At 76.5% G+C, this 21577-nt stretch carries 17 protein-coding genes; 11 read left to right on the top strand and 6 right to left on the bottom strand.

From position 1 onward, the window contains the following. Positions 1 to 766 (top strand): PASTA domain-containing protein (locus E4P43_RS17815; protein ID WP_135146859.1); only part of this gene is annotated, 766 nt, incomplete at its 5' end. After that, positions 763 to 2211, top strand: a complete 1449-nt coding sequence (locus E4P43_RS17810) for a protein kinase (RefSeq protein ID WP_245159224.1) — start codon at positions 763 to 765, stop codon at positions 2209 to 2211. The genes E4P43_RS17815 and E4P43_RS17810, both read left to right, overlap by 4 nt. Before the next feature lie 17 nt (positions 2212 to 2228). Here E4P43_RS17810 and E4P43_RS17805 read toward each other — a convergent pair whose 3' ends face one another. After that, the gene (locus E4P43_RS17805) at positions 2229 to 2927 is read right to left on the bottom strand and encodes a hypothetical protein (protein ID WP_135146858.1); all 699 of its coding nucleotides are present in this window, start codon (positions 2925 to 2927) and stop codon (positions 2229 to 2231) included. Positions 2928 to 3077: 150 nt separating this feature from the next. Here E4P43_RS17805 and E4P43_RS17800 point away from each other — a divergent pair, with 150 nt between their 5' ends. After that, a complete protein-coding gene (locus tag E4P43_RS17800) occupies positions 3078 to 4361 on the top strand; it encodes a competence/damage-inducible protein A (protein WP_135146857.1) in 1284 nt (427 codons plus the stop codon). 15 nt (positions 4362 to 4376) lie between these two features. On the opposite strand, the gene E4P43_RS17795 is transcribed toward E4P43_RS17800, so the two are convergent. The 3 genes from E4P43_RS17795 to E4P43_RS17785 form a co-directional block, all read right to left on the bottom strand. Then, positions 4377 to 5210 carry a class E sortase gene (locus E4P43_RS17795; RefSeq protein WP_135146856.1) on the bottom strand — a complete coding sequence of 278 codons (834 nt, stop codon included), beginning with the start codon at positions 5208 to 5210 and terminating at the stop codon, positions 4377 to 4379. A 150-nt stretch (positions 5211 to 5360) separates the two neighbouring features. Further along, positions 5361 to 6794 (bottom strand): hypothetical protein, encoded by a 1434-nt coding sequence (locus E4P43_RS17790; RefSeq protein ID WP_135146854.1) that lies wholly within the window; start codon positions 6792 to 6794, stop codon positions 5361 to 5363. A gap of 166 nt (positions 6795 to 6960) precedes the next feature. Continuing rightward, positions 6961 to 8001 carry a hypothetical protein gene (locus E4P43_RS17785; RefSeq protein WP_135146852.1) on the bottom strand — a complete coding sequence of 347 codons (1041 nt, stop codon included), beginning with the start codon at positions 7999 to 8001 and terminating at the stop codon, positions 6961 to 6963. A gap of 169 nt (positions 8002 to 8170) precedes the next feature. Between E4P43_RS17785 and E4P43_RS17780 the strand changes: the two genes are divergently transcribed. The 7 genes from E4P43_RS17780 (at position 8171) to E4P43_RS17750 (ending at position 18325) form a co-directional block, all read left to right on the top strand. After that, positions 8171 to 9790, top strand: coding sequence for an acyl-CoA dehydrogenase family protein (locus E4P43_RS17780; RefSeq protein ID WP_135146850.1), 1620 nt, complete (start codon positions 8171 to 8173; stop codon positions 9788 to 9790). Between the two features lie 117 nt (positions 9791 to 9907). Continuing rightward, positions 9908 to 12019, top strand: coding sequence for an EAL domain-containing protein (locus tag E4P43_RS17775; RefSeq protein ID WP_167759233.1), 2112 nt, complete (start codon positions 9908 to 9910; stop codon positions 12017 to 12019). A gap of 128 nt (positions 12020 to 12147) precedes the next feature. Continuing rightward, positions 12148 to 12849: an NYN domain-containing protein gene (locus E4P43_RS17770; RefSeq protein ID WP_245159223.1), complete on the top strand. Its 702-nt coding sequence runs from the start codon at positions 12148 to 12150 to the stop codon at positions 12847 to 12849. Between the two features lie 81 nt (positions 12850 to 12930). Then, positions 12931 to 14220: a GGDEF domain-containing protein gene (locus tag E4P43_RS17765; protein WP_135146846.1), complete on the top strand. Its 1290-nt coding sequence runs from the start codon at positions 12931 to 12933 to the stop codon at positions 14218 to 14220. A gap of 160 nt (positions 14221 to 14380) precedes the next feature. Further along, complete coding sequence (locus E4P43_RS17760; RefSeq protein ID WP_135146844.1) at positions 14381 to 15022, top strand: PilZ domain-containing protein; 642 nt, start codon at positions 14381 to 14383, stop codon at positions 15020 to 15022. 37 nt (positions 15023 to 15059) lie between these two features. After that, complete coding sequence (locus E4P43_RS17755) at positions 15060 to 16757, top strand: GTPase domain-containing protein (protein WP_135146843.1); 1698 nt, start codon at positions 15060 to 15062, stop codon at positions 16755 to 16757. After that, positions 16754 to 18325: a GTPase gene (locus E4P43_RS17750; protein WP_135146841.1), complete on the top strand. Its 1572-nt coding sequence runs from the start codon at positions 16754 to 16756 to the stop codon at positions 18323 to 18325. The genes E4P43_RS17755 and E4P43_RS17750 overlap by 4 nt, the downstream gene beginning before the upstream one ends. A 9-nt stretch (positions 18326 to 18334) precedes the next feature. Here E4P43_RS17750 and E4P43_RS17745 read toward each other — a convergent pair whose 3' ends face one another. Next, complete coding sequence (locus E4P43_RS17745; RefSeq protein ID WP_135146839.1) at positions 18335 to 18835, bottom strand: ATP-binding protein; 501 nt, start codon at positions 18833 to 18835, stop codon at positions 18335 to 18337. Between the two features lie 126 nt (positions 18836 to 18961). Between E4P43_RS17745 and E4P43_RS17740 the strand changes: the two genes are divergently transcribed. Beyond that, positions 18962 to 19651, top strand: a complete 690-nt coding sequence (locus tag E4P43_RS17740; RefSeq protein ID WP_135146837.1) for a GAF and ANTAR domain-containing protein — start codon at positions 18962 to 18964, stop codon at positions 19649 to 19651. 7 nt (positions 19652 to 19658) lie between these two features. Here E4P43_RS17740 and E4P43_RS17735 read toward each other — a convergent pair whose 3' ends face one another. Continuing rightward, complete coding sequence (locus tag E4P43_RS17735; protein WP_135146835.1) at positions 19659 to 21014, bottom strand: APC family permease; 1356 nt, start codon at positions 21012 to 21014, stop codon at positions 19659 to 19661. Positions 21015 to 21577: the final 563 nt, after the last annotated feature.

Here is a 21577-nt window from a genome sequence, read left to right as displayed (position 1 = left end):
CTCGCTGCTGCTCAGCATGTACGGCGGCGTGCTGGCCGACCGGTACTCCAAGCGCCGGATGCTCCTGGTCAGCCAGGCGCTCATGGGGCTGCTCTCGCTGGTCCTCGGCGTGCTGGTCGCCACCGGCTCCGGCGGCACGCGCCCGCCGGCCGGCCGCCGCCGCAACCGGCTGGCCGTGGTCCTGCTGCCGCTGCTCGGCCTGCTCGCCGGCGCCGGGATCACCGCGGCGGTGCTGCAGTCGCTCACCCAGGACCAGCCCTCCTCCACCGCGGCGGCCGCCGAGCAGCGGATCAGCGGCAGCTTCGTGCTCGCCGAGGACGACTACGTCGGGCGCCCGGTCGGGGAGGTCACCGACCGGCTCACGGCCCTCGGGCTGCGGGTCACCGTGCGCGCCGAGGTCACCGACGACGTCGTGCCCGACCGCGTCACGGGCATCGAGCCGGCCGGACGCCAGCTGCGGGCCGGCGACGAGGTGGTCGTCTACTACGCGGCGGCGGCCCAGAAGCGCAGCCAGAGCCCTGGCTCGGCCGTGACCGGTGCCGCCGTGGACCCGGCGCCGTCCGCGCCGGCCGAGCCCACCGAGAGCGCTCCCCCGGCCGCCGAGACCTCGGCTCCCCCGACCAGCTCGTCGCCGTCGCTGCCCGCGTCCCCGACGCCGACCGTGCCGGCCGAGCCGACGGAGACCACCCCGACGGAGACCGAGACGCCCGATCCCACGTCGCCGACGACGAGCCCCTCGCCGACGTCCTCGTCCCCCACCCCGTGACGCCGGGGTCCCCGACGGCCCCTCCGCACCTGCTCGGCGGCCGCTACGAGCTCCTCGCCCTGCTGGCCACCGGCGGGATGGGGCAGGTCTGGCGGGCGCGCGACACCCTGCTCCACCGCCCCGTCGCGGTGAAGGTGCTGCGCAGCGAGTACACCGGCGACGCCACCTTCCTCGCCCGCTTCCGCGCCGAGGCGCAGCACACGGCCGCGCTGGCCCACCGCAACATCGCCGCGCTCTTCGACTACGGGGAGACGCCGGCGGCCGACGGCGAGCACCTCGCCTACCTGGTCATGGAGCTGGTGGAGGGCGAGTCGCTGGCCCAGCTGCTCGCCCGTGCGGGCCGGCTGGACAGCGAGCGGACCCTCGACGTGCTGGGCCAGGCGGCGGCGGGCCTCGCCGCGGCCCACGCCGCGGGCCTGGTGCACCGCGACGTGAAGCCCGGGAACCTCCTGGTCGGCACCGACGGGACGGTGAAGATCACCGACTTCGGCATCGCCTGGTCGGCGGGGAGCGCCCCGCTCACCCAGACCGGGCAGGTCGTCGGGACGGCGCACTACCTCTCGCCCGAGCAGGCGGCCGGCGAGAAGGCAGGCCCGGCCAGCGACGTCTACGCCCTCGGGATGATCGGCTACGAGTGCCTGGCCGGGCACCGGGCCTTCGACGGCGAGAACTCCGTGCAGATCGCCCTGCGGCAGCTGCGCGAGGTCCCCGCGCCCCTCCCCGCCGACGTGCCCGAGCAGGTCCGCACCCTCGTCGACCGGGCGCTGCTGAAGGACCCCGCCGAGCGCTTCCCCGACGGGGCAGCCTTCCGGGACGCCGTGGACGACGTGCGCGCGGGTCGCCCGCTGGCCCCTGTGGCGCCTGCCGGTGACACCCGGCCGTTCACACCCGCCGGGAGCCGGCCCCCGCTGCGCAGGCGCGTGCTCGTCCCGCTGGTGGCCCTGGCGGCCGGTGCCGGGATCGGCGTCGCCGCGCTGCAGACCTGGGGCACCGCCCCCGCCGGGCCGGTCGCCGAGGCAGCCGTTCCGGAGCGGGTCGAGGTCCGGGCCGGGGACGTCGTGGGACGGCCGGTGGACGAGGTGGAGGCCGAGCTCGTCGACCAGGGCCTCGCGGTCCGCCGCGAGACGCGGGAGACCGCCGACGTCGCGCCCGGCGCGGTGGCCGCGGTCAGCCCGGTGGGCTCGCTGCCCCCTGGCACGGTGGTCACCCTCACCGAGGCCGTCGCTCCCCCGGCACCGCCACCGCCTCCGCCCGCACCGGCGCCCGTGGTGGAGGTCGACAGCCCGGCCCCCGCCCCTGCCCCCGCACCCGCCCCGCCCGCCGCGGTCGCGGACGGCGACGAGGAGGACGGCGACGGGGACGACGAGGACCGCGGCCGCGGGAACGGCAACGGCCGCGGGAACGGCAACGGCAACGGTGGCGAGGGCCGCGGCAAGGACGACTGACCGCCCCGGCCGGCGCGTCAGGCGGGTCGGCGCCCCGCGGTGAGCCAGACCGCGCCGCCGAGCGCGGCGAGCGCGGCGGTGTGCAGGAAGCCCCGGTCGGTGTCGGCGTTCGGCAGCACGACGAGCACCCAGAACGCGGCCAGGCCGACCAGCCCGGCGGCCGCGACGGTCCAGCCGGAGCGCGCCAGGCGACGGGCCCCCGGGAGCAGCTCGGCCACGGCGGCGAGCCCCAGGACGACGCACGCGGTCGCGAAGGCCGACCACAGCGGGACGGCGGACCAGAACGACTCGGTCCCGAACTCGCGGGCCAGGCCCACCTGCAGCGCCACCATCGACAGGACGACGAGGCCGGCCGCGGCGAGCAGCGTCCGGTCGCGGGGGACCCGGGCCTTCGCGGGAGCGGCGGCCGGGGCGGCCTCGTTCTCCAGCGTCTGCGGCCAGGAGGGGGTGGGCTGCGCCGGCGGAGGGGGCGGCGTGCCCAGCCCGGGAAGCCCGGGGACGAAGTCCACCGGACCGGTCGCCTGCTGCGGGGCGGGCGCGACCTGGGGCCCGGGGGCCGCGGGTGCCGCCGGGGGGACCGGGGCCGAGGGCGGCGGCAGCTGCTGCACCGAGGTGGCGCCGGTGGCGGGCGGCGTGACCACGGGGATCTCCTGCGTGGTCGGCTGGCGCGGGCCGGTGGCCGGGGCGGGGGACTGCGGGTCGGACGGCGTGCTCACGGGTGCCTCCTCGCGGGTCCGGCGGGGAGCCGGTCGGTGCTGTTCCACCCCGCACGCTATCGACGCCCCGCGGCACCGGCAGCCGGGCGCCCCGAACGGGTGCACCGGCCCGACCCTGCCGGGCGGCTCCCGCGCCCCTAGGGTCGGCCCGTGGTCTCGCGCGCCGGAATCGTCGTCACGGGCACCGAGGTGCTCACCGGCCGGGTGGCCGACCGCAACGGCCCGTGGCTGGCCGAGGAGCTGCGCCGGCTCGGCGTCGACGTCGGCCACGTCGTCGTCGTCGGGGACCGGCCGGAGGACCTGCGGGCGGCGCTCGCCTTCCTCGCCGGTCTCGGCACCGACCTGCTGATCACCTCCGGCGGGCTGGGCCCCACCGCGGACGACCTGACCGCCCAGGTGGTGGCCGACTTCCAGGGGCGGCCGACAGCGGTCGACCCGGCGCTCGAGCAGCGGGTGGCCGCCGTCGTCGAGCGGCTGATGGCCCGCCGGGGCTGGCGGGCCGACCCGGAGGCGACGGCGGCGGGCGTGCGCAAGCAGGCGACGGTCCCCGAGGGCGCGACCGTGCTGGAGCCGGTCGGCACCGCCCCCGGGCTGGTCGTCCCGCCGGCGGAGGGCCGGGACACCCCGCCGGTCGTGGTGCTCCCCGGGCCTCCCGGGGAGCTGCAGGGCATGTGGCCGGCCGCCGTCGCGGCCCCCGCGGTCCGGGCGCTGCTCGAGGGGACGGCGGAGCTGCACCAGGAGACCCTGCGGCTGTGGGGCACGCTGGAGGCCCAGCTGGCCGCCACGCTGCGGGAGGTCGAGCCGCAGCTCGAGGGCCTGGAGATCACCACCTGCCTGCGCGAGGGCGAGCTGGAGATCGTCACGCGGTTCTCCCCCGCCGCCCGGGCGGCCTACGACCGGCTCGCCGGCGTCCTGACCGAGCGGTACGGGGCCACGCTCTTCTCCACCGGGCCGACCCTCGACGAGCTGGTCGCCGGAGCGCTGTCCGACCGGGGGCTGACGATCGCCACCGCGGAGTCGTGCACCGGCGGCCTCCTGTCGGCCCGGCTGGTGGAGCGGCCGGGCTCCTCCGCCTACGTCCTGGGCGGCGTGACGGCCTACGCCAACGGGGCGAAGCAGGAGCTGCTGGGTGTCCCGGCCGACCTGCTGGCCGAGCACGGCGCGGTCAGCGCGCCGGTGGCCCGGGCGCTGGCTGACGGCGCACGGGCGCGGTTCGGGGCGGACCTCGGCGTCGGCATCACCGGCGTGGCCGGGCCCGGTGGCGGCAGCAGCGGCAAGCCGGTGGGGACCGTGCACGTCTGCGTCGTCGGTCCCGACGGCGTCCTGGCACGAGACCTGCGGCTGCACGGCTCCCGGACGGCGGTGCGGGAACGCTCCGTCACGATGGCCATGCACCTGCTGCGCGAGCTCCTGCTGGGCGGACCGCCTGCCTGACGCCCCGCGCGAGGGTCAGCCGCCGAGCTCGGGAGGGCCGTCGGGCGCGTCGGCCTTGCTCGTCGCAGGCCGGTCCAGCCGGGCGTGGATCACCAGCCGCTGCTGCGCCGAGTACTTCGGGTGGCAGGTCGTCAGCGTCAGGTAGGCGCCGGAGGCCGGGGCGTCGGCGGGGCCGCCGGGCGTGGGGGAGATGACCGACAGCTCGTCCGGCCGCACGATCCGGCGACCGGGGATGCCGCTCGGGTCGCCGGCGAAGCTGTCCTCCGCGGGGCTGCCGAGCACCCGGTAGACGAACCAGTCGCCCGCCGTCTCGACCACGAGGGCGTCCCCGGGGCGCAGGCGGTCGAGGTCGAGGAAGGGCGAGCCGCGGCCGACGCGGTGGCCGGCCAGCGCCAGGTTCCCCTGCTCGCCCGGCAGAGCGGTCCCGGGGTAGTGGCCGGGTCCCTGGGCCAGCTCCGCCTGGGAGGTGCCCTCGACGACCACCCGGGCGTAGTCGTCCCCCAGCCGCGGGACGTGCAGGACGGCGAACGGCTCGCCCACCTCGACGTCGACCGGGGCGGGTCGCGGAGCCGGGTCCCCGGCCGCCGGGGGACCGGCGGCCGCCGGGGGGCCGGAGGGTGCGGGTGACCGGCCCTCGGGCGCGGTCACCGTGGGGGCGTCGGCCCACTGCTCGCGGACCTGCTCGGTGAGCCTGTCCTGCTCCCGCGCGGCCAGCACGTCGGTGAACCACACCTGGTAGGCGACGAAGAGGAGGGCGACGAGGCCGACGGTGACCAGCGTCTGGCTGAGGCCGCGCAGCACGGTCCGGACGCGGTCGCCCCGCGGGGCCGGCTGCTCGGCTGCGCTCACGGCGTTCCCTGTCGGAGTCGGGACGGGACGGCTCCGGTGCGGAGCCGGGCCCCCGGACGGACGTCGCCTGCCGGGCGGACCCGGCAGGCGACGACCGATCGGTGGAACCGGCCCGCCGCCCTGAGTGCTCCGGGGCGGCGGGCCGGTGGATCAGACCGCCTGCGCCTCGGACCGGCGGCGAGCGGCGACGCCGAGGCCCAGGCCCGCGGTCAGGGCGACCAGGCCCAGCGACAGCGGGAGGGAGATCTCGGCGCCGGTGTAGGCGAGCTCACCGGACTTGCCGGCGGAGGCCGGCGCCCGGTGGGCGGGGGCCTTGGCGACGTGCACCATGGCCGGCTTGGCCGTGTGGGTCACCGGCATCGCCTTGGCGGGCGCCTCGTGCTTCGGCGCGTGGGCGGACGGGCAGCCGCACTGGCCGGTGTGCCCGCCGTTGCCGCCGGCGGTGTTGCCGCCGGTGTTGTTGTTGTTGCCGCCGATGCTGCAGTTGCAGACGCCGACGCCGCCGTGGCCGCCACCCGAGGTGCCGCCGGCGGTGCCGCCGGAGCCGCCGCCGGTGTTCCCGCCGTTGCCGCCGGCGGTGTTGCCGCCGGTGTTGTTGTTGTTGCCGCCGATGCCGCAGTTGCAGACGCCGACGTTGCCGTGGCCACCACCGGAGCCCGAGCCCGTGCCGGAGCCGGAGCCGGCACCCGCGTTACCCGTGGTCGCGCCGGTGCCGGAGTTGATGTTGCCGCCGTTGGCGACGCTGTTGCCGCCGGCGGTGTTGTTCTCGGTGTACGGGTTGCCGTTGTTGTTGGCCGTGGCCCCACCCGCGCTGGCGGAGGCGTGCGCGTCGCCCGTGATGATCACGGCGTAGCAGTGCGACGTGCAGTTCGGGTTCGCCACGTTGTGGCCGGTGTTCGCGTTCGCGTTCGCGTTGCCGCCGCCCGCGTTGACGGTGGAGTTGTTGCTGACGGTCCCGCCGGTGGTCGTGGTGTTGCCGGAGCTGGCGCTCGCGTCGTTGTCGCTCCGGGCGGTGGCGTCCCCGCTGGCGGCGTCGTTGGTGGTGCTGCCCGAGCCGCTGCCACCCCCGCTGCCACCGGCGCCGGCCGAGCCGGTGCTGGCCCCGGTGCCCGAGTTGATGTTGCCGGCGTTGGCGACGCTGTTGCCGCCGGCGGTGTTGTTCTCGGTGTGCGGGCTGCCGTTGCCGTTCGCCGTGGCGCCGCCGGCGCTGGCCTCGGCGGACGCGTTGCCCGTCTCGATGCGCGCCTCGGTGCCGTCCTGGCCGCCGCCGTCGGTCTCCTGCGCGGTCCAGATCGGCCCGCTGCCGCCGGACGGGGTGGTGTTGTGGCCGGTGTTCGCCGTCGACGTCGCGGACCCGCCGTCGGCGCTGACGGAGGAGCTGTTGGAGACGCTGCCGCCCTGGGTCTCGGAGCGGCCCGAGGAGGCGCTGGCGTCGTTGTCGCTGACGGCCCGGGCCTCGCCCGAGGTGGCGATCGAGTCGGTGCTGCCGCCCGAGGGGGGTCCCGACTCGACAGCGCTGGCTGCTGCCTGGCCGAGGAAGAACAGACCGCCGGCCATGCCGGCGACCGCGAGTCCGTTGCGCACGGATCGTCTCATCGTTTCAAGTCCTTCGTTCTGGCGCGCGTCATCGTGGGTAGGACGTGACGCGCTGGGTGAAGTGGTGGAGGAACGCGCGGGGCGGCTGCACTGGGTCGGTGATGTGCCCCCCGTGGCACACCCGGGGACGGGCGCAGGCCGCGGAGCGGCGGCGTCAGTCCGGCCGCGTGGCGGGGTCGGTCGCCGTGGTGGTGGGCGACCCCGCCACCGGCGCCGTGCGCACCGTGGCGCTTCCTTCGGGCAGGGAGGCGGTGGCCGTCGTCAGGACGGCGACCGCGGAGCCGGAGCCGGTCCGGGACTGGACCTGGCCGGGGCCGTGCGTGGGGCACCCGGGGAGGGCGCCGAAAGCGGTGGACGGCGACGCCGGGACGGGCTGCGGAGCCGTGGGGGCCGTCGGTGCGGCCGGCGCGGCGGCCTGCGTGGCCGAGGCGGAGGCGCCGGCGGTGGAGGGCGTCGGGGTGGCGGCCGGGGCCGCCGAGCCGCCCCGGCCGCTGTCGGGCGAGGTGGGGCGGAGCGTCGTGGGGGTGTCGTCCGGGGCGTCGAGGACGGCCGGCCCCACGGCGCACTCCACGGCGCCGGCGGTGGGCTCCGGGAGCGGCGTCGGGGCGGCCGTCACGGCGTCGCAGGGCGTCGTGCCGGAGGACGTGGCGGCGCAGGTCGTGCCCTGCTGGGTCGTCCCGCCGGCCGCGGCGTCGGTCGAGCTGGTCCGCGTCACGGTCTCCGTGGACGTGCCGGCCCTGGTGGTCGTGACCGTCGTCGTCGTGAGCGTCCCGGACGCCGTCACCGTGGTCGTCGTGGAGCTGACGGGCGCCGGGCTGTCCGGCGCGGGTGCCGCACCCGGCTCGCCCGCCGCCTCGGGGGAGGCCGCCGGCGGGGTGGACGTCTCCCCGGTGGCCTCCGTGGCCGTGCCCGACGAGCTGGACGACGTGCCGGGCGTGGTGGAGGTGGTGGACGTGGACGTGGTGGTCCCGCCCGCGCTGTCGGCGGAGGACGACGAGGTGCTGGTGGAGGAGTCGGTCGTGCTGCTCTGCGCGGCCGGCGGCGCCTCGTCCGCGCGGGCCACGAGGTCGCCGGCGGCGGCCATGCCGACGTACACACCGGCACCGAGGACGCAGCTGGCGAGCACGTGCCGCAGCCAGGGCCGGCGAGCCGGAGACGGCTGCGGGCCGCTCCCCGGCTCGGCGGTGCGCGACATGCGGCGGACGTTAGGAACGGTTCCGTCCCGTGCGGAAGCGGTTGCGCACGACCATTTCGCTGTGTCGCGTGTCACTCCACGTAACCCGATCAGGGGATTGCGCAGAGTGACCGGATCGGGGTGCTGGAGGTCGTCTCCCGTTCCGGTGGCCCACCAGTACGGTGCGCTCATGACCGCCACCCACGAGGTCACCAACCAGGTCCCCCCGCTCGTGGGGCACGACCCCATCGCCGGTGACGCCGCGCTCGCCGAGGCCTGCGTCCGGCACGCCGACGCGGCCACCCTCGCGTCGCTGGGTGACCTCGGCCGGCTGGCCGGCAGCGAGCAGGCGCAGGAGTGGGGCCGGCTGGCCAACGAGAACCCGCCGCGGCTGCGCACGCACGACCGGTACGGCCACCGGATCGACGAGGTGGAGTTCCACCCCGCCTGGCACGAGCTGATGCGCAGCGCCGTCGAGCACGGCCTCGCCGGTGCGCCGTGGGTCGACGAGAGCCCGTACGCGCACGTGCGCCGCGCCGTCGGCTACCTGGGCTGGACGCAGGTCGAGATGGGCCACGGCTGCCCGGTGACCATGACCTACGCGGTCGTGCCCGCGCTGCGCCGGGCGCCGGAGCTCGCCGCCCGGTACGAGCCCGGGCTCACGGCCCGCGGCTACCAGTTCGGCCTGGCCGAGCCCACCGGCAAGGCCGGGCTGGTCGCCGGCATGGGCATGACGGAGAAGCAGGGTGGCTCCGACGTCCGGGCCAACACCACCCGCGCGACCGGCCGGCCCGACGGCAGCTACGCCCTGACCGGGCACAAGTGGTTCACCAGCGCACCGATGAGCGACCTCTTCCTCGTCCTGGCCCAGCTCGAGGAGGGGGTGTCCTGCTTCGCCGTCCCCCGGGTGCTGCCCGACGGCAGCCGCAACGTGTTCCACGTGCAACGTCTCAAGGACAAGCTGGGCGACCGGTCCAACGCCTCCAGCGAGGTGGAGTTCGACGGCACGACCGGCTGGCTCGTGGGCGAGCCCGGCCGCGGCGTCCCGGCGATCATCGAGATGGTCAACATGACCCGGCTGGACTGCGTGCTGGGCTCGGCGGCGACGGTCCGGGCGGCGCTCACCCAGGCGGTCCACCACGCCCGCCACCGCTCCGCCTTCGGGGCGCGGCTGGTCGACCAGCCGCTCATGCGCAACGTGCTGGCCGACCTGGCCGTGGAGAGCGAGGCCGCCACCGCGCTGGGGATCCGGCTGGCGGCCGCGGTGGACCAGGGCGAGCACGCGTTCCTCCGCCTGGCCGGGGCGGCCGCCAAGTACTTCGTCTGCAAGCGGACGCCCGGCGTCGTGGCCGAGGCCATGGAGGTGCTCGGGGGCAACGGCTACGTCGAGGACTCCGGCCTGCCGCGGCTCTACCGGCAGGCGCCCCTGAACTCCATCTGGGAGGGCTCGGGCAACGTCATCGCCCTCGACGTCCTGCGCGCCCTGGAGCGCTCGCAGGAGTCGCTGTCGGCCGTCGTCGCCGAGCTCGAGCTGGCGCGCGGGGCCGACCGGCGCTTCGACGACGCCGTCAAGCGGCTCTCGGCCGAGCTGGGGGACCGGGAGGGCCTGCCCTTCCGCGCCCGCCGCATCGCCGGGCAGCTGGCGCTGTGCCTGCAGGGCTCGCTGCTCCTGCGGTACGCGCCGGCCGCCGTCGCGGACGCGTTCTGCGCCTCCCGCCTGGGCGGTGAGGCGGGCAGCGTGCTGGGCACGCTGCCGGCCGGCGCGGGGATCGGCGGCATCGTCGAACGGGCTGGCGTCTCGGCGCCCTGACGACCGCCCCGGGCTACTACTCTCGGGAGTGGTTCACGTGCTGCCCGCTCCGCGGGCGGGCGGTTCGTGCCCGGAGTCCGCAGCGGCGGACCGGACGAGTGGACGAGAGCGGGCAGCGTGCAACCAGGTGACGACCGGTCCCCGGGGGGCCGGCCCGACCCGCTGGGCAACGTCCCCGACGCGGTCTACCGCCTGGACCCGACGGGACGCTTCGCCTACCTGAACACCGCAGCCGAGCGGATGCTCGGGCGCTCGGCGGAGGAGCTCATAGGCCGCGCTGCCGTCGACGCGTTCCCGGCGCTGCGCGGCTCGCTGGCCGAGGACCAGTACCGGCAGGTCCTCGGCGACGGGCGGCCCCGGGAGTTCCAGTTCTTCTACGAGCCGATGAGCCGCTGGTTCGAGGTGCGGGTCTTCCCGGACCCCGGCGGCGCGGCGGTCCTCTTCCGCGACATCGACGGGCGGCGTCGCGACGACGAGGAGCGGGACAGCCAGCTCCGCGGGCTGAGCGCCGTCCTGGAGGCCCTCCCCTCGCCGACGGTGCTCGTCGGCCCCGACGGGCGCATCCTCTCGGCCAACGGCGCGTGGACCCGCAGCGCCGAGGTGCTGCCCGGGCCGGCCTGGCCCGGCAGGCCCGGCGAGGACTACCTGACCGCCATGACCCGCGGGCTGGGCGCCCGCGCGCACGCCGAGCTGACCGAGGGCCTGCGCACCCTGCTGTCGGAGACGTCGCGGTCGGACGGGCGCACGTTCCACCTCGACTACTCGGCCGACAGCCCGCGCGGCACGGTGTTCTTCCACCTCCAGGCCACCCGGGTGGACCGCGACGGGCGGGTGGTCGTCACGCACACCGACGTCACCGACCAGGTCCGGGCGCGCGAGGAGCTCGAGTGGAAGGTCCGCCACGACGACCTCACCGGCCTGCCGAACCGCTCGCGGCTGCTCGAGATCACCGACGAGGCGCTCGAGGCGTCCGGGCGGACCGGTGGCGCGCTGCTCATGCTGGACCTGGACGGCTTCAAGACCGTCAACGACTCGCTCGGCCACCAGATCGGCGACGAGCTGCTGCGCCTGGTGGCCGGCCGGCTGTCGGAGGAGATCCGCCCGGGGGACACGGTGGCCCGCCTGGGCGGCGACCAGTTCGTCGTCCTCGCCCACGGCTGCGACGCCTCGGAGGCCGCCGCGCTGGCGTTCCGGCTGCAGACGGTCTTCGCCCTGCCGTTCCAGGTCGGCGAGATCACCGTGCCGCTGAGCGCCAGCATCGGTGTCGCCGTCGCCCGGCCGGAGGTCCGCGACGCCCACCACCTGCTCAGCGACGCCGACGCGGCGATGTTCGCCGCCAAGAGCTCCGGCCGCGACCGCGTCCACCTGTTCTCGCCCTCGCTGCGCGAGGCGGCCCGCTGGCGGCTGGAGGTGGCCACCAAGCTGCGGGGCGACGCCATCGACCAGCTGGTCGTGCACTACCAGCCCGTCGTGCGGCTGGACACCGGCGAGATCGACGGTGTGGAGGCGCTCGTGCGCTGGCAGCACCCGGAGCGCGGGCTGCTGCCGCCCGACACCTTCCTGTCCGTGGCCGAGGAGACCGGGCAGATCATCCCGATCACCCGGTGGCTGCTGCGCGAGACGACCCGCAAGGCGGCCGAGTGGGCGGCCCAGGGGCTGTGGCTGCGCATGTCGGTGAACGTGAGCGCACGGCACTTCTCCGCCGAGACGCTGGTCCGGGACGTGCGGGTGGCCCTCCAGCAGTCGGGTCTGCCCGCCGACCAGCTGGTGCTCGAGCTCACCGAGACCAGCGTCGCCGAGGACCCCACGCGCGCGGAGGACCAGCTGTCGGTGCTGCGCAGCTTCGGCGTGCGCGTCGCCATCGACGACTTCGGCACCGGCTGGTCCTCCCTGGCGCAGCTCTTCTCGCTGCCCATCGGGACGCTCAAGATCGACCGCTCCCTGCTCGCCGCCGCCGAGCGGGTCGCTGTCGGTGACACCGGTGCAGTGCTGGCGGCCATCGTCGGGCTGACCCGCACCCTGGGGATCCGGTCGGTCGCCGAGGGGATCGAGACCCCGGACCACCTGCGGATGGTGCGCGCGGCCGGCTGCGACCTGGCCCAGGGCTGGCTGCTCGGCCACCCCATGCCGGCGGACCGGCTGCTGTCCTGGGTGCGCGAGGTCCAGCAGGCCGGCGGCGACCTCTGCGCCCTCGCCGTCGCCGGGCGGGCCGTGCCCGCGCACCGGTGAACGGCCGCCGTCGCGTGCGGCGGGCCACCTCCCCCGTCGGCCCGCCCCGGCCCGTCGACCCGGCGCATCCACCGGTCGCCGTGGCGCCCGTGGCGCCGCCGGTGCAGCCCGACCGGCAGACTGACCCCGTGCTGGACACCCCCGAGACCCTCGACGCCGACACCGGTGAGCGCCCGAGCGCCGTCGACGACGGCCGGGCGCGCCCGCCGCTGGACCTGCTGATCTGGGACGCCCCCAACATCGACATGACCCTGTCGACGGTGATCGGCGCACGCCCCACGGCCGCCTCCCGCCCGCGGTTCGACGCGATCGCGGCCTGGTTCGTCGACGGCGCGGGTGATCCGGCCGCCCCGGGTGCGCCCGACGTGGAGGCCTGCGTCTTCGCCAACATCCCGCCGCAGCCCGGCTCGCTGCAGCGGTGGGTCGAGGCCCTGCGCGGCTTCGGGTACTCCGTCTTCGCCCGGCCGAAGAGCCAGCCGGACGACGACATCGACCAGGACATGCTCGACCACATCGCCGTCCGGGCGCACAGCCACCGGCTCCGGCGGCTGCTGGTCTTCTCCGGCGACGGGCGGAACTTCGCCGAGCCGCTCGAGGACCTGGCCCGGCAGGGCACGCAGGTCGTCGTCGTCGCCTTCAGCGAGGTCGCCGGCTACGCCATCGGCTCGGACCTGCTGGAGTTCATCGACATCGAGGACGTGCCCGGCGCGTTCACCGAGCCGCTGGACCGCGTCCGCCTCGACGCCCTCCCGCCCGACGGCGCCTGGCTGCGGCCCACCCGCAGCCTGCGCGACTTCGTCGCGGGGTTCACCGCCCGCCGGAGCGGCTGAGCCCGCGCCGGGCCCTCACCCACTCGGGTGGTGCCCGGAGGAAGTGCTCAGGTACGGCGCTGACCTGCCGATTCAGCATCCGTGCGGTCCTCCCTGCCCGAACGCCTCGTGGCGGTGCTGCGCCGGAGCGACGTGCTGCCGGCAGCGGCGCCGTCCCCGGCGTCCCCGGCGACGGCGGGCGAGCGACGGCGGAGGACCAGGGGCGCATCGGTCGGCCAGCTCGCCGCCGCGATCCCCGGTCTCGCCGACGAGCTGAACGGGCGCGCCCGCACCGCCGGGCTCCTCGTGGGCTGGGTGGCGGTGTTCGCCGTCCCCCTGTGGGCGCTGGTCGACCAGGTGACCGAGGGCGACAACGCCTCGGCCTTCCTCGCCGTCCGGCTGCTCTGCGACATCCCGATGCTGCTGGCGCTCATCGTGATGTGGCGCTTCCCCGTCGGGCGGCGGCACCCCGAGCTGCTGACCTTCCTCATCCTCGCGGTCGTGCAGGCCGAGGTCGCGTGGATCGTCACGCGGTCGGAGGACCCGAGGTACCACCTGCTCGGCTTCACCCTCGCCATCTACGGCAGCGGCTGCGTCCTGGTGACGCGCCCGCGCTGGACCGTCGCGCTCGTCGGCGTCTCCTGGGCGGCGCTGGGCCTGGCCTCGGCCACGGCGGAGGAGGGGCTGTCCGGCGGCGAGCTGCTGGCGGTCTCGGTCTACCTGGCCACCGCGTCGCTCATCGCGACCCTGGCCCACCTGCGGCGCAACGCGCTGACCACCAGCGAGCTGCTCACCCGGGTCCGCCTCGAGCGCGAGCAGCAGCGCACCGGCGTCCTGCTCGCCCAGCTGGAGCGGCTCAGCCACGAGGACCCGCTCACCGGGCTGGCCAACCGCCGGCGCTGGGACGCCGAGCTCGACGCCCTGTGCACCCAGGCCCGGGCCCGGGGCGACGTCCTCGGCGTCGTCCTGGTGGACCTCGACCACTTCAAGGACGTCAACGACCGGCACGGCCACGCCGGCGGCGACGACGCGCTGCGCGCGGTCGCCGGACTGCTGTCGGCCCGCGTGCGCGCCGGCGACCTGGTGGCCCGGCTGGGCGGCGACGAGCTCGCCGTCCTCATGCCCGGCGCGGACGCACCCCGCGCGGCGGAGGTCGCCGAGGAGCTCCGCCGCGCGGCGCGGACGCTGCAGCCCACCGGCTTCGCGGCAGGAGAGATCAGCCTGTCGCTGGGGGTCGCCGCGGCCGCCGGCGCCGACGCCTACCCGCTCGAGCTGATGTCGCGCGCCGACGAGCAGCTCTACCGGGCCAAGACCACCCGCAACGCCGTCGGCGCCGGCGACGGCACGGCGGCACCGACCCCCACCCACGCGGAGCCGCAGCCGGCCGGCTGAGCCACGGACGGCCGCCGGACCCGGTCTCCCCCGTGAGGGTGTCGCGCTCGGCGAGTCGCTGTGGCGGGGCAGCGCCGGACCGGAGCAGCCGGTTACGGTTCCCCACCGCGGGCAGGCGGGGAAGGTGCGCCGGCACGCGGCACCTGATCGGAGAGGACCCATGACCAGCGTTCCCGGCGTCGACCACCCTGCGGAGCAGACCGGGGCGGACATCCGGCTCACCAGCGCGAACATCTCCATCTCCGCGCGCGTGGAGGTCGTGCACGACGGCGTCATCTCCGTGCGCCCCTCGACCAGCGAGTACGTCAACCAGTCGGTCGTCTCCCCCGGTGACCTCGTCGAGGTCTACTGGATGACCGCCGACGGGCACCGTGCCCTGCCCGCCGAGGTCCTCGACGTCGAGGGCGGCGGCGCCGTGGTCCGGTGGCGGCTGACCATCACCGGCCCGGCCGAGCACAGCCAGCGCCGCATGGCGGTGCGGGGCCGCATCGTCGTCCCGGTGACCTGCCAGGTCGACGGCACCGAGCTCACCGGCGAGACCGTGGACATCAGCGAGTCGGGTACGCGCGCGCAGTTCGAAGGGTTCGGGCTGGCGCCCGAGCCGGGCGCCCCGGTGTCGGTGGTCGTCCAGCTCGAGGACGGCCCGGTCCGCGCGCAGGGCGAGGTGATCCGGATGGTGGCGCGGGGCGCCCGCTGGATGCTGAGCCTGTCGTTCCTGCAGATCGAGGAGAAGGAGCAGGACCGGATCCGCCGCCGCGTCTTCCAGGCGCTGCGCGAGGAGCGGGCCCGCCTGGCGGAGTGAGCGGGTAGCGGCGGCCGTCCCGGGGCAGGAGAGGGGCGTGACCTCACCGCCGCGCCTGCCCGAGGCGCTGACCGCGCTGCGGGACCGGCTGGCCGACGCCCCCTTGCTGCTCGCCACGCCGGGCCGGGACGAGGCCGTCCGGGCCGCGCGCGGCGTCGTGGACCAGATCGACGACTACCTGCTGCCGCGGCTGCTCGACCTCGACGCGCCGCTGCTCACCGTCGTCGGCGGCTCCACCGGCGCCGGGAAGTCCACGCTCGTCAACAGCCTGGTCGGCACGCCGGTCACCACCGCCGGCGTGCTCCGTCCCACCACGCGGGCACCGGTCCTCGTCTGCTCGCGCGCCGACGTGGACAGCTTCTCCGGCGAGCGGGTGCTCCCGGGGCTGGCCCGCGTGACCGGTGGGGACGGCGGGCCCGGCACCGTCCAGCTGGTCGCCCGGGACGACGTCCCGCCGGGCCTGGCCCTGCTCGACGCCCCGGACGTCGACTCGGTCGTGGCGACCAACCGCGACCTCGCCGCCCAGCTGCTGGCCGCGGCCGACCTGTGGGTCTTCGTGACGACGGCGGCGCGCTACGCCGACGCCGTCCCGTGGGACCTGCTGCGCACCGCCCAGGAGCGGGGGACGGCGCTGGCCGTCGTCCTCGACCGGGTGCCGCCGGAGGCCGCCGGGGAGATCGCCGCCGACCTGGGCGGCATGCTGGAGCGGGCCGGTCTCGCCGGTGCCCGGCTGTTCGTCGTCGAGGAAGGGCCGCTCGCCGACGGCCTGCTGCCCGAGTCGCAGGTCGGGCCGCTGCGGAGCTGGCTGCACGCGCTGGCGGCCGACCAGGAGGAGCGGGCCGCGGTCGTGCGCCAGACGCTGGTCGGCGCCCTGGACAGCCTGCAGCAGCGGACCGCCGTCGTGGTCGGGGCCGTGGAGGAGCAGGCCGTGGCGGCCGACGCGCTCCGGGCGGCCGCGGCCGCGGCCTACGGCTCGGCGCGCGACGGCGTGGACGAGGGCGTGCGCAGCGGCAGCCTCCTCCGGGGCGAGGTGCTCGCCCGCTGGCAGGAGTTCGTCGGCACGGGGGAGTGGATGCGCACCCTGCAGGACCGGGTGGGCCGGCTGCGCGACCGGGTGGCCGCCGCGCTCACCGGCCGCCCGGCACCGGTGCAGGGGCTGACCGGGGCGCTGGAGAACAGCGTCGAGGGGCTGCTGCGCGCCGAGGCCGACCGGGCCGCGGAGCGCACCGTCACCTCCTGGCGGGCGCTGCCCGGCGGGCCGGCGCTGCTCGCCGGGGACGAGCGGGAGCTCGCGCGAGCCTCCGCCGACTTCTCCGAGGCCGCAGGGGCGCAGGTCCGCGACTGGCAGGGCACCGTGCTCGACCTCGTGCGGGAGCAGGGTGCCGACAAGCGCACCCGCGCCCGGCTGCTCTCCTGGGGGGTGAGCGGGGCCGGCGCTGTGGTGATGGTCGCGGTGTTCGCCCAGACCGGTGGGCTGCTCGGCGGTGAGGTCGCGGTCGCCGGCGGCACGACGGCGGTGGGCCAGCGGGTGCTGGAGGCCGTCTTCGGCGACGCGGCGGTGCGGGCGCTGGCCGAGCGGGCCCGCGACGACCTGCGGGAGCGCTCCGACGCGCTGCTGCGGTACGAGCAGGACCGCTTCGACGCCCGGGTGTCCGAGGCGGCACCGGGAGCGGCGACGGCCGACGAGCTGCGGTCGGCCGTCTCGGCCCTGGCCGACGCCCGGCGGGCGGCGTGAGGCGCGGTGAGCGGTCGCTGACCGACCGGCTGGGCGCGCTGCGGGAGGCCCTCGAGATCGCCGACGGCCGCCTGGAGGTGCCCGAGGTGGCGCAGGCGCGCTCGGTGCTGGCGAAGGCCGGCGCGCGCGAGGCGCTGGGGGACGCCACGGTGGTCGCCCTGGCCGGGGCCACGGGCAGCGGCAAGTCCACCCTGTTCAACGCGCTGTCCGGCGGCGAGGTGAGCACCCCCGGGGTGCGGCGGCCCACCACCGGCGTCGCGCACGCCACCGTGTGGGGGGATGACGGCGCCGACCGCCTGCTGGACTGGCTCGAGGTGCCCCGGCGGCACCGGCACGCGCCCGAGCCGGCGCTGGACGGGCTGGTCCTGCTCGACCTCCCCGACCACGACAGCGTCCGGCTGGAGAACCGGCTCGAGGTCGACCGCCTGGTCGCCCTCGTCGACGTCCTGGTGTGGGTGCTCGACCCGCAGAAGTACGCCGATGCCGCCGTGCACGAGCGCTACCTCGCCCCGCTCGCCACGCACGCCGGCGTGCTCGTCGTCGTGCTCAACCAGGTCGACCGGCTCGACGAGCAGGCTGCGCGGGCCTGCCTGGCCGACCTGCGCGGCCTGCTGGACCGCGAGGGGCTGTCCGCGACACCGCTGCTGGCGGTCTCGGGCCGCACCGGGACGGGCCTGGCGGAGCTGCGCGGGGAGCTGGCCCGCCGGGTGTCGGCGCGCCGGTCGGCCACCGAGCGGCTGGTGGCCGACGTGCGGGCGAGCGCGGCCGGGCTGGCCGCGCACTGCGGCGAGGGGAACGGGCGCAGGGGCGGACCGGTCGCCGACGACCTGGTGGACGCCCTGGCCGGTGCCGCCGGCGTGCCCACCGTCGCCGCGGCCGTCGAGCGGTCCACCCGCCGCGAGGGCACCGCCCGCACCGGGTGGCCGCTGCTGCGCTGGACCCGCAAGCTCCGGGCCGACCCGCTGGCCCGACTGCACCTGGGCGACGAGCGGGCGCGGACGTCGCTGCCGGCCGCCGGCGCGGTGGAGGTGGCGCGGGTGGCCACCGCCGTGCGCGAGGTGCGGGAGGACGTCGGCGAGGGGCTGGCCCCGGCGTGGCGGGACGAGCTGCGGCGCACCGCCGAGGAGACCGAGGACCGGCTGACCGACGCGCTCGACCGGGCGGTGGCCGGTACCGACCTCGGGCCCGACCGGGTGCCGCTGTGGCAGCGCGCGGCCGGCGGCCTGCAGTGGCTGCTGCTGGTCACCGCGCTGGCGGGTGCGCTGTGGCTGCTCGGCCTCGTCGTCCTCGGGTTCCTCCAGCTCGACGACGTGCTGCCGCTCCCCCGGGTCGAGGGGATCCCGCTGCCGACGCTGCTCGTCGTGGCCGGCCTGCTGGCCGGGCTGCTGCTGGCGCTGGTCTGCCGTCCGCTGGTCGCGCTCCGTGCGCGCCGGCGGGCCAGGACGGCGGAGCGCCGGCTGCGGGCGGCGGTCCACGCGGTCGCCGAGGCGGAGGTGCTCACGCCGCTGGCGGAGGTGGAGCAGGACGCCGAGCGGTTCTGCGCGGCGGTGTCGGCCGCCGCGCGTTGACCGCCGTCCTCAGTACCCGGGCGACCGCTGCTCGGGGAGCCGCTCGCGGAGGGGCTGCGGGGCCTCCTTGCCCGAGGGCAGGAGCGCCCAGACGTGCTTGCGCCCCGGCCGCCGCTCCCACCCGAAGCCGATGGAGAGCTGGGCCACCAGGTGCAGGCCCATGCCGCCGAAGGCCGGGTCCCGGTCGACGGCGGGCACCGGCGGGCGGTCCGGGGCCTCGTCGCTGAGGTCGAGCAGCCAGCCCGCGGGGCCGGCGACGACGAGCGCTCGCACGTCGCCCCCGCCGTGGCGCAGCGCGTTGGAGGCGAGCTCCTCGAAGACCAGGAGCAGCCCGTCGCGCGCGTCCTCGGTGGAGGCCGCGGAGACCGACGGGTGCGCGATCCGGGCCCGCAGGTCCGACCGCACGCGCGAGACCACGTGCATGGCCTCCAGCTGCCAGTGCCAGACGTCGCCGGGGACGGAGGGGACGGGCGCGCTCGGCCACGCGTCGTGGGCCTGCTCGTCGGCCATCGCTTCCTCTCGCGTCCGCGCCGCAGGGCCTGCGGGGACCGGATCCGGAGGCTCCATCCTGACCGATGCGTCCGCACCGCGCGAAGGGGGGCGAGAGGAAGCGTGTCGGACCGACACAATGGTCGGGTGGACGACGTGCTGCGGGAGCTGAGCAGGGTGACCCTGGCGGGGCGTGAGCTGGCCGACGTGCTCGGCGAGATCACCACCATCGCCGCCCAGGCGATCCCAGGGGCCGAGGCGGTCTCGACAACGCTGATCCGCGACGACAAGCCCTTCACCGCCGCCTACTCCGGCGAGATGGCGCTGCTCGCCGACGAGCTGCAGTACGCGGAGGACGGTGGCCCCTGCATCGACGCCGGCCGCGGTGGCGTGGTGCTGCGCATCGACGACATGCGGACCGAGGAGCGCTGGCCCCGCTACATCGCCCGCGTCCGGGAGATGGCGGTCCGTAGCTCGCTGTCGGTGCCGCTGCCCTACCAGGGCTCCTGGATCGGCGCGCTCAACGTCTACTCCACCCGGCCGTCGGCCTTCGCCTCACCGGGCTCGCTGCGGGCGGGGCTGGGCGCGGCCGAGGCGATCGCGGTGGCGATCGCGAACGCCGACGCGCACGCGCAGATGGCCGACCAGGCGCGCAACATGCGCATCGCCATGGAGTCGCGCGCGGTGATCGAGCAGGCCAAGGGCGTGCTGATGGCCCAGCGGCACGTGACCGCCGAGCAGGCCTTCGAGATCCTCCGGGAGGCCTCGCAGCGCTACAACCGCAAGCTGCGCGAGATCGCCGTCGGCATCGTGGAGTCCACGCAGACCCAGCGCTGACCCCCGGTCAGCCGCGCGCCGCCTCCCCGCGGTCGGACCACCACGGCGCCCGCGCCAGCAGGTAGAGCAGCACGCCCACCACCAGCTCGGCCCCGGCGAGCAGCCAGGTCTGCGCCTCCTGCTGCCACAGCAGCAGCAGGCACGACCCGATGGCCAGCACCGGCACCACGACCGGCGCGCGGAAGTGCTCGTGCTCCACCCGGTCCCGGCGCAGCACCAGCACCGCCGTGTTCGTGCTGAGGAAGACCAGCAGGAGCAGCAGGACGACGGCGTTGGCGAGGTCCCCGAGGTCACCCACCAGGGTCAGCCCCATCGCCACCAGCGTGGTCAGGACGATCGCCACCCACGGGGTGCGGCGGCCGGGCAGCACGCGGCCCAGGGTGCGGGGGAGCAGGCGCTGCTCGGCCATGCCGAACACGAGGCGGCTGGCCATGATCATGGTGAGCAGGGCGCCGTTGGCCACGGCCACCAGCGCGACCAGGCTGAAGACCTCGTCGGGGATGCCGACGTCGGCGGCCTGGACCACGGCCAGCAGGGGGCCGGAGGACGCGGCGAGGTCGTCCGGCGCCAGCACGACGGAGGCGGCGAGCCCGACCAGCACGTAGACTAGGCCCGCGACCAGGAGCGCGCCGAACAGCGCCCGCGGGTAGACGCGGCGCACGTCGCGCACCTCCTCCGCCACGTTCGCCGAGGTCTCGAAGCCGACGAACGAGTAGTAGGCGAGCAGGGCCGCGGCCAGCACCCCGGACGCCACCGACACGTCGGGCGGGAACTCCAGGACCCGGCCGGCGTCGCCGTCGCCCCGGCCGAGCACCAGGGCGCCGAGCACGACGACGACCACGAGGCCGGACAGCTCCACGACGGTCATGACGACGTTGGCGCGCACCGACTCCTGGATGCCGCGGGCGTTGAGCAGGCCCACCAGGAGCAGGAACACCACCGCGGCCGGGACGGCGGGCACGTCGAGGAAGACGCCGAGGTAGTCACCGGCGAAGGCCAGCGACAGCCCGGCCGCGCTCGTGACCCCCGCCGCCAGCATGCAGAAGCCCACGAGGAAGGACACCAGCGGGCTGCGGAAGGCCCGCTCGGCGAAGACCGCGGAACCACCTGCCTGCGGGTACTTGGTGACCAGCTCGGCGTAGGAGGTCGCCGTGAGCAGGGCCAGCCCCAGCGCGACCAGCAGCGGGACCCACACCGCGCCCCCGACCTCGCCGGCGATGACGCCGATCAGCGCGTAGATCCCCGCGCCCAGCACGTCGCCGAGGATGAAGAGGAAGAGCAGCCGGCCGCTGACGGCCCGGCGCAGGCGGGTGCCGTCGGCCTCGGCCGGGTCGCCCTCCACGGCGGTTCCATGATCACTCACCCGCCGAGTCTTTCCGCGCCCTCCCGCGGCGGCAATTCGGGGCGTGCCCCGATCGGGCGAGGCGTCCGACACGCCGCGCGCCGCGGCCCGTCCGGACGTGACCGGCCCCCTCCCCGGCGCGTTCCACGCTCATGAGCCGGGTCCTTGTCGACAAGGGCACGGCCCGGAGGAGGGGTGACCGACCGGTCCGGGACACCCGGGCAACGGTTCGGTCACGCGCCCCGGGAGGCGGGTCGGATGAACGGGTCTCGGGCGTCTCCGATCCCTACTTTTCTCCTTGTCCGCAGCACCTTCCCCGGCTGCGGACATGACTTCCAGGAGGCGACATGAGCAGCAGCCAGCAGGCCCACCGGCCGGCACCGGCGCCCGTGTCCGCCGACCCCGCCGGACGCGAGCCGGCCCGCTCGCTGGCCGGCCTGATCGACGTCCTGGACCGGGCCGACGCGGGCCGCGCCCGCCCCCGCTGGGAGGCGTCCGGAGGCGCTGGTAGTCTCTCTTCTCGGCGGTTACGAGGTGACTCGGACCCCGGGAGGCTTCGCCTAGTCCGGTCTATGGCGCAGATC

It is taken from the genome of Blastococcus sp. TF02A-35 (genome assembly GCF_004571075.1).
GTDB lineage: Bacteria > Actinomycetota > Actinomycetes > Mycobacteriales > Geodermatophilaceae > Blastococcus.
This window is presented reverse-complemented; position numbering and strand designations above follow the sequence as displayed.

What these genes read in the sequence shown, in the direction of transcription:
- E4P43_RS17745 (WP_135146839.1), bottom strand. Translation starts at nt 18,835, where the DNA reads ATGGCCGACGAGCAGGCCCACGACGCGTGGCCGAGCGCGCCCGTCCCC.
- E4P43_RS17785 (WP_135146852.1), bottom strand. Translation starts at nt 8,001, where the DNA reads ATGTCGCGCACCGCCGAGCCGGGGAGCGGCCCGCAGCCGTCTCCGGCT.
- E4P43_RS17780 (WP_135146850.1), top strand. Translation starts at nt 8,171, where the DNA reads ATGACCGCCACCCACGAGGTCACCAACCAGGTCCCCCCGCTCGTGGGG.
- E4P43_RS17760 (WP_135146844.1), top strand. Translation starts at nt 14,381, where the DNA reads ATGACCAGCGTTCCCGGCGTCGACCACCCTGCGGAGCAGACCGGGGCG.